This window comes from Serratia sp. TSO36 (assembly GCF_057808395.1).
This window is the reverse complement of the sequence record NZ_JBJZOU010000012.1, coordinates 348,580-364,632: the sequence shown is the minus strand read 5'-3', so window position 1 is coordinate 364,632 and position 16,053 is coordinate 348,580. Positions and strand designations below refer to the sequence as shown.

16 protein-coding genes and 1 pseudogene are annotated in these 16,053 nt (G+C 60.6%); 12 read left to right on the top strand and 5 right to left on the bottom strand.

The genetic code is table 11. The features are described from left to right. Position 1 precedes the first annotated feature (1 nt). The 6 genes from ACK3CV_RS11170 to ACK3CV_RS11145 all read left to right on the top strand — a co-directional run bounded on the left by ACK3CV_RS11170 (position 2) and on the right by ACK3CV_RS11145 (position 5,664). Complete coding sequence (locus ACK3CV_RS11170; RefSeq protein ID WP_071998115.1) at positions 2-505, top strand: Csu type fimbrial protein; 504 nt, start codon at positions 2-4, stop codon at positions 503-505. A gap of 5 nt (positions 506-510) precedes the next feature. Continuing rightward, positions 511-1,059, top strand: a complete 549-nt coding sequence (locus ACK3CV_RS11165; RefSeq protein WP_192839571.1) for a Csu type fimbrial protein — start codon at positions 511-513, stop codon at positions 1,057-1,059. A 24-nt stretch (positions 1,060-1,083) separates the two neighbouring features. Then, complete coding sequence (locus tag ACK3CV_RS11160) at positions 1,084-1,848, top strand: fimbrial biogenesis chaperone (RefSeq protein ID WP_033638279.1); 765 nt, start codon at positions 1,084-1,086, stop codon at positions 1,846-1,848. A 67-nt stretch (positions 1,849-1,915) separates the two neighbouring features. Then, complete coding sequence (locus ACK3CV_RS11155) at positions 1,916-4,336, top strand: fimbria/pilus outer membrane usher protein (protein ID WP_204280372.1); 2,421 nt, start codon at positions 1,916-1,918, stop codon at positions 4,334-4,336. A 20-nt stretch (positions 4,337-4,356) separates the two neighbouring features. Beyond that, complete coding sequence (locus ACK3CV_RS11150; protein ID WP_164141379.1) at positions 4,357-5,289, top strand: Csu type fimbrial protein; 933 nt, start codon at positions 4,357-4,359, stop codon at positions 5,287-5,289. Between the two features lie 135 nt (positions 5,290-5,424). Next, entirely contained in the window at positions 5,425-5,664 is a 240-nt protein-coding gene (locus ACK3CV_RS11145) for a DUF1480 family protein (RefSeq protein WP_004931517.1), read from the top strand. Between the two features lie 55 nt (positions 5,665-5,719). Here the strand turns inward: ACK3CV_RS11145 and ACK3CV_RS11140 are convergent, their stop codons facing one another. Both ACK3CV_RS11140 and ACK3CV_RS11135 read right to left on the bottom strand, forming a co-directional pair. After that, the gene (locus ACK3CV_RS11140) at positions 5,720-6,319 is read right to left on the bottom strand and encodes a cysteine peptidase family C39 domain-containing protein (RefSeq protein ID WP_164141377.1); all 600 of its coding nucleotides are present in this window, start codon (positions 6,317-6,319) and stop codon (positions 5,720-5,722) included. Between the two features lie 4 nt (positions 6,320-6,323). Further along, positions 6,324-6,716, bottom strand: coding sequence for an ASCH domain-containing protein (locus ACK3CV_RS11135; RefSeq protein WP_033638276.1), 393 nt, complete (start codon positions 6,714-6,716; stop codon positions 6,324-6,326). Positions 6,717-7,054: 338 nt separating this feature from the next. Between ACK3CV_RS11135 and yniD the strand changes: the two genes are divergently transcribed. After that, positions 7,055-7,147 (top strand): small membrane protein YniD, encoded by a 93-nt coding sequence (gene yniD, locus ACK3CV_RS11130; protein ID WP_223307179.1) that lies wholly within the window; start codon positions 7,055-7,057, stop codon positions 7,145-7,147. 38 nt (positions 7,148-7,185) lie between these two features. On the opposite strand, the gene ACK3CV_RS11125 is transcribed toward yniD, so the two are convergent. Then, positions 7,186-7,338: a hypothetical protein gene (locus ACK3CV_RS11125; protein ID WP_162846222.1), complete on the bottom strand. Its 153-nt coding sequence runs from the start codon at positions 7,336-7,338 to the stop codon at positions 7,186-7,188. A gap of 157 nt (positions 7,339-7,495) precedes the next feature. Here ACK3CV_RS11125 and ACK3CV_RS11120 point away from each other — a divergent pair, with 157 nt between their 5' ends. Further along, a complete protein-coding gene (locus ACK3CV_RS11120; RefSeq protein WP_004931526.1) occupies positions 7,496-7,705 on the top strand; it encodes a hypothetical protein in 210 nt (69 codons plus the stop codon). A gap of 273 nt (positions 7,706-7,978) precedes the next feature. Here ACK3CV_RS11120 and ACK3CV_RS11115 read toward each other — a convergent pair. Both ACK3CV_RS11115 and ACK3CV_RS11110 read right to left on the bottom strand, forming a co-directional pair. Beyond that, positions 7,979-8,191: pseudogene (locus tag ACK3CV_RS11115) on the bottom strand (M10 family metallopeptidase C-terminal domain-containing protein); the annotation flags it as partial. Positions 8,192-8,238: 47 nt separating this feature from the next. Then, the gene (locus ACK3CV_RS11110; RefSeq protein WP_033638272.1) at positions 8,239-9,582 is read right to left on the bottom strand and encodes a 2-hydroxycarboxylate transporter family protein; all 1,344 of its coding nucleotides are present in this window, start codon (positions 9,580-9,582) and stop codon (positions 8,239-8,241) included. A 432-nt stretch (positions 9,583-10,014) separates the two neighbouring features. On the opposite strand from ACK3CV_RS11110, the gene pckA reads away from it, so the two are divergent. From pckA to ACK3CV_RS11090, 4 genes are all read left to right on the top strand, one after another. Continuing rightward, entirely contained in the window at positions 10,015-11,634 is a 1,620-nt protein-coding gene (pckA, locus tag ACK3CV_RS11105; RefSeq protein ID WP_164038233.1) for a phosphoenolpyruvate carboxykinase (ATP), read from the top strand. A gap of 207 nt (positions 11,635-11,841) precedes the next feature. Then, positions 11,842-13,146, top strand: coding sequence for an MFS transporter (locus ACK3CV_RS11100; protein ID WP_164038230.1), 1,305 nt, complete (start codon positions 11,842-11,844; stop codon positions 13,144-13,146). 169 nt (positions 13,147-13,315) lie between these two features. Next, a complete protein-coding gene (locus ACK3CV_RS11095; protein ID WP_164038228.1) occupies positions 13,316-14,575 on the top strand; it encodes an MFS transporter in 1,260 nt (419 codons plus the stop codon). Beyond that, positions 14,572-16,014 carry a glycoside hydrolase family 32 protein gene (locus ACK3CV_RS11090; protein WP_164038225.1) on the top strand — a complete coding sequence of 481 codons (1,443 nt, stop codon included), beginning with the start codon at positions 14,572-14,574 and terminating at the stop codon, positions 16,012-16,014. The genes ACK3CV_RS11095 and ACK3CV_RS11090 overlap by 4 nt, the downstream gene beginning before the upstream one ends. Positions 16,015-16,053 lie beyond the last annotated feature (39 nt).

The window sequence follows — 16,053 nt, the reverse complement described above, 5'->3', positions numbered from 1 at the left end:
GGTGCGGCTCGCGCTTTGCTGCGGCGGATTATGGGCGTGCAGCCTGTTGGCGCAGGCCGACAGTAAAACGGCGACCCTCGGCGTCAGCGCGACCTTGCTCAGCGCCTGTGAAGCCGGCAGCAGCTCAGGCGGCAACGTCAGCTTCGGCACGCTGAATTTCGGCACGCTGTATTTTCTCAGCACCGCCACCAGCGTCGCCGGGCAGCAAAACGCCGGCGCCATTCGGGTGAAGTGCACCAACGGCACCAGCTACAGCGTTCTGCTTGGCGGCGGGCAAAGCGGCAATACCGCGGCTCGCTACCTGCAAAGCGCGGCCGGCCAACGGGTGAATTACAACCTGTACACCAACGCCGCCCACAGCACCATTTGGGACAATCTGACGGGCGTGTCACAAACCGCCAACGGTTCGGACAACTGGCTGCCGGTCTATGGCATGATTCCGGCGCAGTCCACGCCCCCGACAGGCAGCTACACCGACACGGTACAGGTCACGATCAATTGGTAATGACGATGCGCGCTTCCATTTGCGGTTTGCTGTTCTGCCTGCCGCTTTCCCCGGCCCAAAGCGATACCGGCGTCAACGACTTGTCCAAAAGCCAACCGTTCACCGTCAATGCAACCGTGGTAAAAGGCTGCGTATTGGGCAGCGGCGTCAGCGACGTGACCACCTTCGGCACCCTGAACTTCGGCCAACTGTCCTCGCTGAGCAACGCGGTCAGCGTCGTCTCCAGCAGCGGCGCCGGTTCGGTGCTGTTTCGCTGCAACCCGGGGCTGAGCGTTACGCTGGCCCTCGGCGTCGGCAATCATGTGACCGGATCCATCGCCGGCGGCAGAAAATTACAAAACGCCGCCACGTCGGAAACGCTGCTGTATCAACTTTATCAAGACAGCAACTACGCCACCCTTTGGGGGGATGGCGCCAACGGCGGCGCGGCACAGACCGTCGCCGCCACCGGCAGCACGCAAGAAATCAAGGTTTACGCCCGTCTGTTTTCGACCAGTACCCTGCCCACCAGTGGCGTTTACAGCGATACGGTCTTGTTGACGGTCACTTATTAAGTTTTTTTGCAATAAGGATGAGTTATGCGCATACCCTTCCGCCTGCCGTTAACGGCAGCCCTGCTCCTGGCAAGCCAGCAGCACGCCCTGGCCGCGGCCTCCATTCTCATTTGGCCTATCGATCCGGTGATTGAAGATCAACAACAGGCCACCGCGCTGTGGCTGGAAAATCGCGACAGCAAACCGGTCTATATGCAAATTCGCGTGTTGGGTTGGCGGCAAACCGCCGGCAAAGACGATTACAGCAACCAAAGCGACGTGATCGCCAGCCCGCCGGTGGCGTCGATCGCGCCAGGCAAACGCCAGCTGATACGCCTGATCAAACAGTCGGCCCCGGCGGCGGGACAGGAACGTGCCTACCGCATTTTGGTCGATGAGGTGCCGGTGAAAGAACAATCGTCGGGCGCCGCCCCCGGCGGTGCGGAGATGGGGCTGAAATTCCAGATGCGCTACTCGGTGCCGCTGTTCGTCAGCGGCAAGGGCATTTGGACCAAACAGGACAGCGAAAAACCGCGCGATTACGCGACCGCCAGCCAACCTCAGCTCAGCTATCGTCTACAGCAGCAAAGCAGCGAACGCTGGCTGGAGGTGCGAAATCAAGGCGCAGTGCATGCCCGCATTTCGAAAGTGACGCTGCAAGGCCGCAGCCTGAATCCCGGCCTGATGGGATACGTGCTGCCCGGTTCGCAAATGCGCTTTGCCTTGCCGCCCGCCGGCGGTTTCAGCAGCGGCAAGCTGATGGCCACGGTCAATGACAACAAACAGCCCGTAGCCATTCCGTCTTATTGAGGCCCAGGTGCAGCCGACAGGGAGGCTATCGACGCGGCGTTTCAGCCTTAGGCCGCTGGCGTTTGCCATGCTGAGCATGGCGGCCGGCGGCTGGCTGCCGTTTGCGCTCGGCGACGATCTGCCGCCGCCGCCCAGCGCCGTCAGCATGCCGGACACCACGCTGTATCTGGAGCCGGTCGTCAACGGGCGCCAAACCGGCAACGTCGTGCCGATCAACTACCGCGGCGGCCATTACTACATGACGCCCCAGCAACTGCTCGACGCCGGGCTGCCGGCAGCGGATAAGCAGGCGAAAGAGATCGCCGTCGATCGGCTGGAGAAGGTGGATGTCAGCTACAGCGGCGAGAGCCAGCAGTTGCTGATCAACGTGCCCAACGACTGGTTGCCGCAGCAAACCATCGGCGCCCATTCACCGTTGCAGCGCTTGCCGGCGCAAAGCAGCCTGGGTTTGCTGTTCAACTACGACATCTATGCTAGCCAAAGCAACGGCAATGGCCGGCCGGGCTACCTGTCGGCGTGGAGCGAACAGCGGCTGTTCGACGGGTTCGGCGTCATCGCCAACACCGGCATCTACCGCAGCGGGTTTAACGGCGGGCCGAACGACGATGGCGGGCGCTATATTCGATACGACAGCTACTGGCGTTTCAACGACGACCAGCGGATGCTGAGTGTGATCGCCGGTGACCTTACCACCGGCTCGCTCCCCTGGAGCAGCGCCGTGCGCATCGGCGGCTTGCAATTGGCGCGCAATTTCGCGGTGCGCCCGGATCTTATCACCTACCCGCTGCCGCAATTTTCCGGCCAGGCGGCATTGCCCAGCAGCGTCGATTTATACATCAACAGCTATAAAAACAGCACCACCAACATCAATCCCGGGCCGTTCACCCTCAACAGCGTGCCCTACATTAACGGCGCGGGTCAGGCCACCGTCGTCACCACCGACGCCCTCGGCCGCCAGGTCAGCACCACGGTGCCGTTCTACGTGGCCAGCAACCTGCTGCAGACCGGCATGAGCGATTTCAGCATTTCCACCGGTTTGCTGCGGCGCAACTACGGGTTGAGTTCTGCCGATTACGGGCAATGGGTCGGCAGCGCCAGCTTACGTTACGGCGTCACTGATTGGTTAACCCTGGAAGGACGCGCCGAAGGCGCAGCCGAGTTGGCGGTTGGCGGCGCCGGCGCCGACCTTCGCGTCGGGCAATGGGGGGTTCTCAACGCGTCCTACAGCGTCAGCCAGGCCGGCGATGAAGCGTTTAACGGCGGACGGGCGATACAATCCCCCACCTATTACGATCCGCTGACCGGCAGGCCGTTGCAACAGCCGGATCCCCAGCCCGTCTATCGCTACACCGGCAACCACGGCGATCAGAGCAGCTTTGGTTACACCTACAGCAACCAACGTTTCAGCCTCAACGCCCAACGCATCCTGCGCAGCGCCGATTTTGGCGACATTTCCGTGTATAAAAGCGACTACCGCCTGAGCCGCCGCACCGATCAGTTGACCGGCAGCGTCAGCCTGGGCCGGCTCGGCAGCCTCGGCGCCGGTTATTTTGACGTCCGCGACGCCATCGCTCAGCGAACCCGCCTGGTGAACCTGTCCTACAGCGTGTCGCTTTGGCGCAACAGCAGCCTGTACGCCTCGCTGAACCGGGAAATCGGCAGCAGCGGTTACAGCGCCCAGCTGCAGCTCTCCATTCCGTTCGACAGCTGGGGCACGGCCAGCTTCAGCGCCGCGCGCGACAACAACAACCGCTGGAGCGAACGCGTCAGCTACAGCCGCGCCGCGCCGACCAATGGCGGTTTCGGCTGGAATCTGGCCTACGCCAATAACCCGAGCGGCGGCGATTACCGCCAGGCCGATCTGACCTGGCGCACCCGCAGACTCGAAGCCCGAGCGGGCGTATACGGCACCCGCGATGAAACCAACCACTGGGGAGAAATCAGCGGTTCGCTGGTGGCGATGAACGGCGGCGTGTACGCCACCAACACCATCAACGATGCCTTTGCGCTGGTGTCCACGCAAGGATACGCCGACATTCCGGTGAGCTATGAGAACCAGCCGATCGGCAAGACCGACGCCCAGGGCTATTTACTGGTGCCGACCGTCACCTCTTACTACCATGCGAAATTCCAGATTGATCCGCTCAGCCTGCCCGCCGACGTCGCACTGCCGACGGTGGAAAAAACCGTCGCCATTCGCGATCACAGCGGTTTTCTGGTTGAGTTCCCCATCCAACCCATCTCCGCCGCCGACGTCGAACTGGTTGACGAACAAGGCAAACCGTTGGCCAACGGCAGCCAGGTGGCGGTGGTTGGCGGCAATCAGCAAAGCTATGTCGGTTGGGATGGCATGACCTATATCGACCCGGTGCAACAGCACAATCGGCTGAGCGTGATCCCGGCCGACGGCGGCCCGCCGTGTCAGGCGGAATTCAGCCTGGCGAAGCCTCAGGGCATCCAGCGCGTCGGCCCGGTTGTCTGCCGCTAATTCAACGACGGAGAGTCACTATGTTTCGGGGATTGAAAGCCTTCTTATTGTTAACCCTCTCGCTGTTCTGTCAGCGCGCATTCGCCGACTGCGCCACCACCAACGGCACCGTCACCTTACCGGGAAGCAGCTCTTTCGTGGTCTACAACGGGCAGATCAATGCCCAGGGCACCGCCGGCCTCAACTGCACCGGCCTCGGGCTATCGCTGCTGTCGCAGAACACCGTCACGGTCAAGGTTGCGTCGACCACCAACGGCATGGCGGTCGCCAACACCGACGGTTCCGGCGATAAAATCGCCTACCTGATCTATCCCGACGCCAACTATCAATATCCCTACAGCATCGGGCAGACCATTGACTACAGCTCGCTGAACCTGCTGTCGCTGATCCTGATCTCTTCCAACGTCAACTTTCCGTTGTATATCAAAACCACCGCCGGCGCCAACGTGCGTTCGGGCACCTATACCGACACCATCAACCTGATCTGGAACTACCATATCTGCGGCCTCGGCGTGCTCGGCCTGTGCATCTGGTGGGACGGCGTCAACAAGGCCAGCACGGTCAGCGTCAGCGTCGCCATCACCAAAGACTGCCTGATCGGCACCGCGCCCAACGTCAACTTCGGCAGCATGGCGTTGGTCGGGCAGTTCAATCCTGTCAATCAGAGCATCACCCTGACCTGCACCAAAACCGAGGGATACAACACCTATTTCACCAACGGCAATAACCCGGTCTCCGGTTGGCGGCGTATGAAAAGCGGCACCAGCAATTTCATGCAGTATCAGATTTACTTGCCCAATACGACGACCGTTTGGGATAGCACCAACAAACAGAGCGGCGCCGGCACCGGGCTGGCGCAAAGCATCCCGTATATGGCGGCGGTCAATGCGGCGCAGACGGAAGTGGCGGTCGGCAGCTATCAAGACAATCTCAGTTTTGTGGTGGAGTACTAGGCGCGGTGCTTTGCCGTCGTGGAAATTGTTTCCAAAATGTAATTTTTATGTGGCATTTTTTGCTCACTTGGCTATGCTGTTACCGATGGCCGCACTGGTCTAACCTCCTACCACACCATTGAGCAAGGAGTTCCCATGAGCAAAACCGTCGTAAAAATTGGCAGCTTCGAGGTCGATGACGCGCATCTTCACGCCGGCGCCGACCGCGCCGGCACCCTGAGCATTCCCTGCAAGTCCGATCCGGATCTGTGCATGCAGCTGGACGGCTGGGATGAACACACCAGCATTCCGGCGATCCTCGACGGCAAACAGTCACTGCTGTACAAGCAGCACTACGATCGGCAGGCGGACGCCTGGGTGATGCGGCTGGCATGAAAATGCATCAGAACTGCTGACGACGCGCTGTTTTCATCGGAAACAGCGCGTTTTTTTATGCGATGGCGATGCCGCGGCCGGCAAAGAAAGGGGCGAAGCGGCTGAGCGGCAGGTGCACCCGCTCGCGCGTCGCCGGGCTGTCGCCCGAAGGATTGTGGAAGGTCACGCTTTGCGCATCGGCGGCGGTGATCAGCACCAGATGCCCGCCCCGCTGCGGCGGTATGCTCTCCGGCCGGCGAATGGAGGGATGCACCGAGGCGATAAAGTAACGGCATTCTTGAAGCAGCACCGGCACGTCAGCGGCCTCCAACCCCACCTTCACCTCCGCTTGCAGCGCGAACTGCTCGCGTACGAACTCGACGAACGGCGCGTAAATCAGCCCCTTTATCCGCTCCCCTTCGCGCACATAGGCGCCGTAAGGCAGGCTGCGCCGCGCCAGCTCCAGCAGCGGCGGCGCTTCGCCGTCGCGGTGGCCCAGCACCATTTTCAGACAGGCCATGCCGCACACGTGATTGGCCCACTCGACGTACTCCGCCCGATCGCGGGCGCCGCTGCGCGCCCAATTTTCGTCTTGCGCCAGCGTCGCGCGGCCGGCGATCAGATCGGCGGCCAGTTCCGGGCTGGCCCACAGGCACTCGTAGGGAACGGCGCGCATAAGATTAGAATTTGTCGACGACTTTGAAATTCATCAGCACCAGCGTCATGTCCGGCGAGAACAGATCGTACTCTTCGAAGAAGCGCTGCAGCTCTTTGCGCCAGTGCGCCAGCGAGCGATCGCCCTCGCCTTCGGCAAAGGCGTGCGCTTCATCGACCTGATCGTAAGTTTTCATTTCCACCGCGGTCAGCTCGACCGCGCAGACCGGCTCACCCTTGCCGTCCACCACCAGGAACCGATCGCCGGCCTGCGGGATCCCCTCACCGTCGAGGTTGGAACAGGTGGCCGTTTTGGTGCCATTGAGGATCAATTGCACCACTTCATCGGCCTGCTGCTCGGTATCGCCGAACGCCCAGCGCTCAAGGTGCTCGTATTTCTGTGGAATTGCCGTCGCCATGATTATACCTTTAGGAAAAATGCATCAATGCAGACAGGATAGTACAACGTATTGCCGGCCGTCTGCATCCGTCGCAAGCGCGACTGCGCGTTCCGCCACCGCCGCCTTTACGCGTTTTTACCGTTCTTCGCTGTGCCTGCCGCGCTGTCGGGCGCATACTGTGAACATTATTCACCCAATGGCGACCGCCAGGCGGCAACATGCGGCAAAATGACATCGATGCTGACGATACCTTCAGCGATTTACTCAACGGCGTCGCGTTAGTGACACTTTTCCTCATCATCCTCGCCGGTGGATGGTATTTCAGCTAAAGGGGAAACAACGTGGCAACAAAACGCATGGGCGCCAAGCTCAGTAAAATGGTGGTGGTGCTGCTGCTGATCTGCCTGGCGTTGCTGCTGTTGCGTTGGGCGGCGATAGCCTTCGGTTAATCCCGCGAAACGACGCCGGCCAAACGCCGGCGCCCTGCTCACCGCCGCCGCGGCGCGGTCGGCTCCAGCAACTCCCGCAAATAGGCCAAGCGCGCCTCTCCCTGCGGCAACCAGCGGCGACACAGCCAATGCTGCGTTTCACCCGTGCGGCTCAGGCGGTAGTACTCCGTAAAGGTTTCGACCCAGTTCATGATGTTTTCTCCTGCTTTTCGACACCGCAAGTATTGAGCGTAAAAACCAGAAGAAATACTGATGGCTTGTTTTTTATGCTTCCTGTTTTAGGCAGCCGGTAGCGAAGCCGCAGTTCAGCTGCTACATTGGGCAAAAATCAACCAACCGAGGTAGGCCATGACGTTCTCGGAACAGGAGATTAAACCCGTATGGGATGAGGTCGCACGCCTGATCGGCGACGGTGTGATGCAGCTGCGCCATCGCGGCGAAGCGCTATCGGTGGAAACGCTGGAAAAACATCTGGCGCGGCAGCTGGCGGACAGCAACGATATCGAACGGCGCATCCTGCTCGGCGCCGCCATCAACATGCTGAAAGGCGGAAAATGAATCGCCAACCGAAAAGGTTGGCGATCCGACAGAAGCCCGAGGTATGCAAGCCCGGCCTTCTGCGCGCTACTATGTCACGCTAATATGACGGAATTAATAGGAATTGTCGGGTTTTTGCCCAAAACGCCCTATTTTTGTTGCCTGCATTACGCCAGCACGAAATCATCCGCATCCAGCGGCTGCCCCACCACTTTCACCAGGAAATCGCTGCCGGTGTTGAACAGCGTCAGATCGATCTTGTCTTCACCGCGCACGAAGTCGCGGATCCAATCCGCCGGTGGCGGTGAGGAAGTCGCGATCGGTATTGGAATTGAAACCGTAGATCGTATCGCCGATGCGGGTGTGCATGTTGACGCCGTAGAAATGCGGGATCGCCGTGATGTCGTTGAGCAATGGCCCGGATGAGTACGCGCCTTTAAAGTCCTGCCCAATGTTGCTTTCGCTGAAATAGCTCATCACGCTGTGGGTGCGGCTGTCCTCGAAATAAAAAACCGGGGCAATCCAACCCCGGCCATCCATAAGAAACTCTGGACTCAGACTAACCAACCGAGCAGCAGCGTCGCGCCAATGACCGTGGAAGCGCCGCCGATGCGCGTGGCGATTTGGGCGAACGGCATCAGCCCCATGCGGTTCGATGCCGACAGGATCGCCACGTCACCGGTGCCGCCCAGGCCGCTGTGGCAACAGGTGACGATCGCCGCTTCCACCGGGAACATCTTCAGGTAAGGCGCAATCAGGAAACTGACCAGCCCCATCGACAGCACCACCGAACCGCAGACCACCACATAACCGACCGAGAACACCGCCACCACGCTTTCCAGCGGCACGTACAGCATGCCCAGACCGATCATCAGCGGCCACACCAGCGCGGTGGAGACGAACTTGTAGAAACTGTGCGCGCCGGTCTCCATCGAGGCCGGGATCACCCGGCAGTATTTGCACAGCACCGCGAACAGGATCATCAGCACCGGGCCGGGAATATGCACGATGTGTTCAAACAGGCCGCCGACGATAAAGAAGGCGCAGATCACCAGCAACCCGCCGCCCATCAGTTGGAAATCGACGTTGCCGCTTTGCTCCTTGATGGCGAACATCGCGTTCTCCTGCGCCGAGCGGATCAGCATGCCGTCGCCGCTCAGCGCCTTGCGCTGCATGCCGATGCGCGCCAGCACCCCGGCGGTCACGATGGCGAAGATGTTGCCCAGCACCGCCGCCGGCGCCAGCTGCGCGACGTAGACGTCCGGCGTCGAGCCCAGGATCGCCGAATAGGCCAGCGACAGCGGTAAAATCCCCTCGCCGATGCCGCCGCCGATGATCGGCACGATGATGAAGAAGAAGGTGTGATAAAAGGTAAAGCCGAACAGCTTGCCCACCAGCAGCCCGGTGATCACCGCCGTCACCGTACCGACCACCAAGGGCACAAACATGCGAATCATCCCCTGAATCAGGATCACCCGGTTCATGCCGAGAATGCTGCCGACCACCAGACTGGCGATGACGAAATAGAGCAGGTTGGCGTCTTTCATCAGCAGATGAACGGTGCCCATGACGTTGGGCTGGAAGACGTTGAAATAGACCAGCACCGACGGCACCATCAAACACAGAATGGCCGGCCCGCCGATATCGCGCAGCACGGGAATGCTTTTTCCCAACTGCGCCAGCGCAAAGCCCAGCGTCATTATCACCGCCAGGCCGCCGATCATATTCTTCGGCAGGAAGTTGGCGTAGGCGGAAATCGCCACGATCGCGCAAATCGTGATAAACAACGCGATCGGCACCGCACCGATATCTATTTGACGAAGTTGATTAATTAATCCTGAGGATTCGGACGATGCCGCATTTTTATCACAGGCCAGTTCTGCATTTATCTGTTTCATTATTCACCCTGCTGACAAGCGTACAGTACGGTTAGATTCACCTGGCGCAGCAGCCCTGTCACAGCCAAGCAAAAACAAATGATTACGAAAAATCCTATTGTGGATTTCGCTTTTTCTAATAAGAAATAAAACAGTGGACAGCCCTGACGATATGATAAAAAATAAAAATGCAAAACTAAATTACGCCGGCGGAATTCAATATTGTGACCCTCCGCCAAGGTTAGTTTTAATTAATTATCGTCAGCATTTTGTAATTAAAGTAATCGGGTTTAAATTCGCTGCTATGCTATAGGAGGGCGAAAAAGCCCCCTGTTTTATTAATAAAGAACCGGAAACGCATTAGCTGAATCCGGTCAGCTTGATCCGAACCTTAATCCTGCGCGCGGCACCGCACGGGAAAGAGGCATAATATGACTCATAAGGAAGTAGAATATGTCTTCACGCGCTGTTACCCCACAAACCCTCGCTCGCTACGGCATTCATCAGGCCGCCGACGTCGTCTATAACCCCAGCTATGAATTGCTGTTCGCCGAAGAGACCCGCGCCGACCTGCCGCCGCTGGAACGCGGCACCCTCACCCAACTGGGTGCGGTCAACGTCGCAACCGGTGAGTTCACCGGCCGTTCGCCGAAGGACAAATACATCGTGCGCGACGACACCACGCGCGATACCGTCTGGTGGTCGGACAACGGCACCGGCAAGAACGACAACCAGCCGCTCTCGCCGGAGGTCTGGCAGCATCTGAAGACGCTGGTGGGCAACCAGCTCTCCGGCAAGCGTCTGTTCGTGGTCGACGCGTTCTGCGGCGCCAACGCCGACACGCGCCTGAAAGTGCGCTTCATCACCGAGGTGGCCTGGCAGGCGCACTTCGTGAAAAACATGTTTATTCGCCCGAGCGACGAAGAGCTGGCGGATTTTGAGCCGGACTTCGTGGTGCTGAACGGCGCCAAATGCACCAACCCGGACTGGCAGCAGCAAGGGCTGCACTCGGAGAACTTCGTCGCCTTCAACCTGACGGAACGCATGCAGCTGATCGGCGGCACCTGGTACGGCGGCGAGATGAAGAAAGGCCTGTTCTCGATCATGAACTACCTGCTGCCGCTGAAGGGCATCGCCTCGATGCACTGCTCGGCCAACGTCGGCGAGCAAGGCGACGTGGCGGTGTTCTTCGGCCTGTCCGGCACCGGCAAAACCACCCTCTCCACCGATCCGAAGCGCCAGCTGATCGGCGATGACGAGCACGGCTGGGACGACGACGGCGTGTTCAACTTCGAAGGCGGCTGCTACGCCAAGACCATCAAGCTGTCGCCGCAGGCGGAGCCAGAAATCTATCAAGCGATCCGCCGCGATGCGCTGCTGGAAAACGTCACCGTGCTGGCCGACGGCAGCATCGACTTCGACGACGCCAGCAAGACCGAGAACACCCGCGTCTCTTACCCGATTTATCACATCGACAACATCGTCAAGCCGGTGTCCAAAGCCGGCCATGCGCGCAAGATCATCTTCCTGACCGCCGACGCCTTCGGCGTACTGCCGCCGGTATCGCGCCTGACGCCGGAGCAGACCCAGTACCATTTCCTGTCCGGCTTCACCGCCAAGCTGGCCGGCACCGAGCGCGGCATCACCGCGCCGACGCCGACCTTCTCCGCCTGCTTCGGCGCCGCGTTCCTGACGCTGCACCCGACGCAGTATGCCGAAGTGCTGGTGAAACGCATGGAGGCCGCCGGCGCCCAGGCTTACCTGGTCAACACCGGCTGGAACGGCAGCGGTAAACGTATTTCGATCAAGGATACGCGCGGCATTATCGACGCCATTCTGAATGGCGACATTGAGCAGGCCGAGACCTTCACGCTGCCAATCTTCGGGCTGGACGTGCCGACCGCGCTGCCGGGGGTCGATCCGTCGATTCTCGATCCGCGCAAAACCTACGCCGACGAATCGCTGTGGCAGGAGAAGGCGCAGGATCTGGCGCAGCGCTTTATCGATAACTTCGCCAAATATACCGTCACCCCGGCGGGCGAAAAACTGGTGAACGCCGGGCCAAAACGGTAACGGCATTCCCCCGCTCAAGGGCCGATTCGTCGGCCCTTTTTTGTTTTCACTCTTCCGCCATCCCCTGCGTTCGCCGATGTTTGCCCCGAATGGTGGCGTATCGACGGCCTGCGCTGAGCGCTTCACAGTTCCCGCTGAAATCAATTGATTGTTTTGTCGTATAAATTTAGAACTGACAAACAATAATTCAAAAGTATGGGAACGGGGATGAATCAACAGACTCTCGACGCGCGCCGCTCGCGTCAGGCGTTGCTGGCCGGCTCGGTCGGCAACTTTATCGAATGGTATGAGTTCGGGGTGTACGGGTTCCTGGCCACCGTTATCGCCGCCAATTTTTTCACGCTGCAGGGTGAAAACGAAATCACCAGCCTGATCCTCACCTACGCCGCCTTCGCGCTGGCGTTTTTCTGTCGGCCGATCGGCGCGGTGATATTCGGCCGCATCGGCGATCGCATCGGCCGTCGCCCAACGCTGATTGCGGTTCTGCTGTTGATGACGCTGGCCACCGCGCTGATCGGCGTCATGCCGACCTATGCCTCGATCGGCGTCGCCGCCCCGCTGCTGCTGACGCTGCTGCGCATGTTACAGGGGCTGTTCGCCGGCGGTGAATTCGGCGGCGCCGTGTCGCTGATGACCGAGTTCGCCCCGAAGGGCAAGCGCGGGCTGTTCGGCGCCTGGCAATCACTGACCGTCGCGCTCGGCCTGCTGGCCGGGGCCGGGCTGGTGGCGCTGTTGGCCGCGCTGCTCAGCGCGCAGCAGCTGCATGACTGGGGCTGGCGCATTCCGTTCCTGCTGGCGCTGCCGCTGGGCGCCGTGGCGCTGTGGCTGCGGCTAAAGCTCGAGGAAACGCCCACGTTCACCCAGGCGCAGCAACATGCGGAACACGCCGCCGCGCCGCCGGAAGCGAAGCTGGGCGGCGTGGTGAAAACCATTCTGATCGGCATCGGCCGCATGATGGGCTGGTCGGCCGCCGGCTATACCTTCCTGGTGGTGATGCCTTCCTATTTGCAAACCTCATTGCACGCCACCTTCCAGCAGGCGCTGGTGGCGACGGTGCTGGCCAACGTCGGCTTCGCCCTGACCATTCTGCCGGCGGGCATTGTCAGCGACAAACTGGGGCGTAAAACGGTGATGCTGACGGCGGTGGCGGCGGTGATCCTGTTCACCTTCCCGCTGCTGCACCTGTTGCAGGATGCGCAGAGTTCACTGTGGGCCAAAGGGCTGGCGGTCATGATCGCCGGCGCCGTGGTCGGCCTGCTGGCCGGCCCCGGCCCGGCGATGCTGGCGGAGATGTTCCCGACCCGGGTGCGCTATACCGGCTTGGGGCTGGCTTACTCGCTGTCCAATGCGGTGTTTTCCGGTTCGGCCGGGCTGATTATCACCGGCCTGATCAAACAGACCGGTAATATCGACATTCCCGCCTACTACGTGGTCGCCACCTCGGTGGTCAGCCTGTTTGCGCTGATGACGCTGCGCCGCGACGACCATCTGCGCTCGCTGAACGAACGTTAATCTTCCGGGGGGCGCATCGCCCCCTTGCCAACCCGTGACCTCGATCACAAGGCATAAATGTTAACGTTAACTTTTGTGATTAACATCGCATGCGTGATATCTGCTGGCTTCATCCCTTTGCGAGTTAACGTTAACAATAGAACTAACTTCACTCACCGGGGCCCTACCCATGAACCGCGAAACTAAAAAATATTACGTGCTGCTCAGCGGCCTGCTGTTCTTCTTTTTCTTCACCTGGTCTGCCAGCTTTTCGCTGATATCGCTATGGCTGAATCAGAAGATCGGCCTGAAAGGCGCCGAGACCGGCCTGATCTTCTCCGCTATCTCGTTGGTGGCGCTGTGCGCCCAGCCGCTGTACGGGTTTATTCAGGACAAACTTGGGCTGCGCAAGCACCTGCTGCAGTTTCTCGGCGTGATGCTGCTGCTGACCGGCCCGTTCTTTATCTACGTTTACGCCCCGCTGCTGGCGAGCAGCCTGCCGCTCGGTGCGCTGGTCGGCGGGGTATTTATCGGCGCCACCTTCTTCGCCGGCATCGGCGCGCTGGAATCTTATACCGAGCGAGTCAGCCGCATCAGCGGTTTCGAATTCGGCCGCGCCCGCATGTGGGGATCGCTCGGCTGGGCCAGCGCCACCTTTTTGGCCGGTTTTATCTTCAATATCGATCCGAACATCAATTTCTGGCTGGCCTCCTCCGCCGCCGTGGTATTCCTGTTGCTGCTCAGCCAGGTGCGCGAGCTGAAGCCGAACGCCATGGCCGGCCTGGCGTTCGGCAAACCGGAAAATCTGCGGCTGCAGGATGCGCTCGCGCTGCTGCGTATGCCGGGCTTCTGGGCGCTGGTGGTGTTTGTGCTCGGTATCAGCGTGTACAACGTTTTCGATCAGCAATTTTCGGTCTACTTCGCCTCGCAGTTCGCTTCACGCGAACAGGGCAACGAGATGTACGGCTTCCTCAACTCGCTGCAGGTCTTCCTCGAAGCCGGCGGTATGTTCCTGGCGCCGCTGCTGGTGAACCGCATCGGCGCCAAACAGGGGCTGTTGCTGGCCGGTGGCGTGATGGCGCTGCGCATGTTCGGCTCCGGCTTGGTCAGCGGCGCATTGATGATCTCCGCCATGAAACTGCTGCACGCCGTAGAGTTGCCGATCCTGCTGATCGCTATCTTCAAATACATCGCCAGCCGCTTCGACAGTCGCCTCTCCTCAACGCTTTACCTGGTAGGCTTTCAGTTCATCACCCAGGTGATGGCCAGCTTCCTGTCGCCGCTGGCGGGCTACGGTTATGACCGCATCGGCTTTGCCGACACCTATCTGCTGATGGGGTGCGCGGTCGCCGCCACGACGCTTGTCTCCTGTTTCCTGCTGCGCGGCGAACGTTCCGCCAGCGCAACCCCCTTTCAATCCGCCATTAAATCAAGCGAGTCTATCCAATGAACACTGCCTTAGCTCAAGCCGACCATGCGGTCGAAGCCCTGCGCGCAGAGCGCCGAGACGAATACTACCCGCAGTTCCATCTCGCGCCGCCCGCCGGCTGGATCAACGATCCCAACGGCCTGATCTGTATTGACGGCGTCTATCATGCCTTCTTCCAGCATCACCCCTACAGCGAACACTGGGGGCCCATGCACTGGGGGCACGCGACCAGCCGCGATCTGATCCGCTGGCAGCACCAGCCCATCGCCCTGGCGCCCGATGCGCCCTATGACAAAGACGGTTGTTTTTCCGGCTGCGCCGTGGATGACAACGGCGTGCTGACGCTGATTTACACCGGCCACGTGTGGCTGGGCGAGCCCGGCGACGACAGCCAAGTGCGGGAAGTGCAATGTCTGGCCACCAGCGAAGACGGCATACGCTTCGTTAAACATGGGCCGGTGCTGGCCCCGCCGGACGGCATTCAGCATTTCCGCGATCCGAAAGTCTGGCGCGAGAACGGCGAATGGTGGCTGGTGGTCGGCGCCAAAGAAAACGGTCTCGGCCAGGTGCGCCTGTACCGTTCTGCAGACCTGCGCGCCTGGCGCTTCGATCGGGTGCTGGCCGGCGCGCAGGCGGCGCATCAAGGGTATATGTGGGAATGCCCGGATTTCTTCCCGCTGGGTGAACAGCACCTGTTGCTGTTCTCGCCGCAGGGGCTGGCGGCGCAGGGCTACCGCTACCGCAATCGCTTCCAGAGCGGCTATCTGCTCGGCCACTGGCGGCCGGACGGCGACTTCAGGGTGACGCAGCCCTTCTGCGAGCTGGATGCCGGGCACGATTTCTATGCGCCGCAAACCTTCACCGCCGCCGACGGCCGTCGGCTGCTGTTTGCCTGGATGGATATGTGGGAATCCCCGATGCCCAGCAAAGCGCACCGCTGGGCCGGCGCCCTCACCCTGCCGCGCGAGCTGACGCTGGCCGCCGACGGCAGCGTCCTCATGAACCCGGCGCGTGAACTGGCGGCGTTGCGCCGAGAATCGCACACCTTTTTGGCACAGACGCTGACCAATCAACATCTGCCGCTGGCGGAAGACGTGCAGGAACTCACCCTGACGTTGAGACCGGCCGACAACGACGCCGAGCGTTACGGGCTGGCCATCGGGAATGCGGCGCGCCTGTTCGTCGACAATCAGGCGCACCGGCTGGTGCTGGAACGTTTTCATGACAACCCCGCCCTGTGCACCTGCCGCAGCGTGCCGCTACCGGAAGGTGACACCCTGTCACTACGGATCTTCATTGACCGCTCATCGCTGGAGATCTTCGTCAATCAGGGCCAGGCCTGCCTGACCAGCCGCATCTACCCGACGGCGGGCGAGCGCCACCTCAGCCTGTTCGCCGAAGGCGGCCGGGCAGAGTTCGAGCCCATCACGGGATGGCGGCTGGCAAGCATCTGGGGATAATGGGAATGAGCACCGGGCGCGCAGCGACGCACCCGGTGC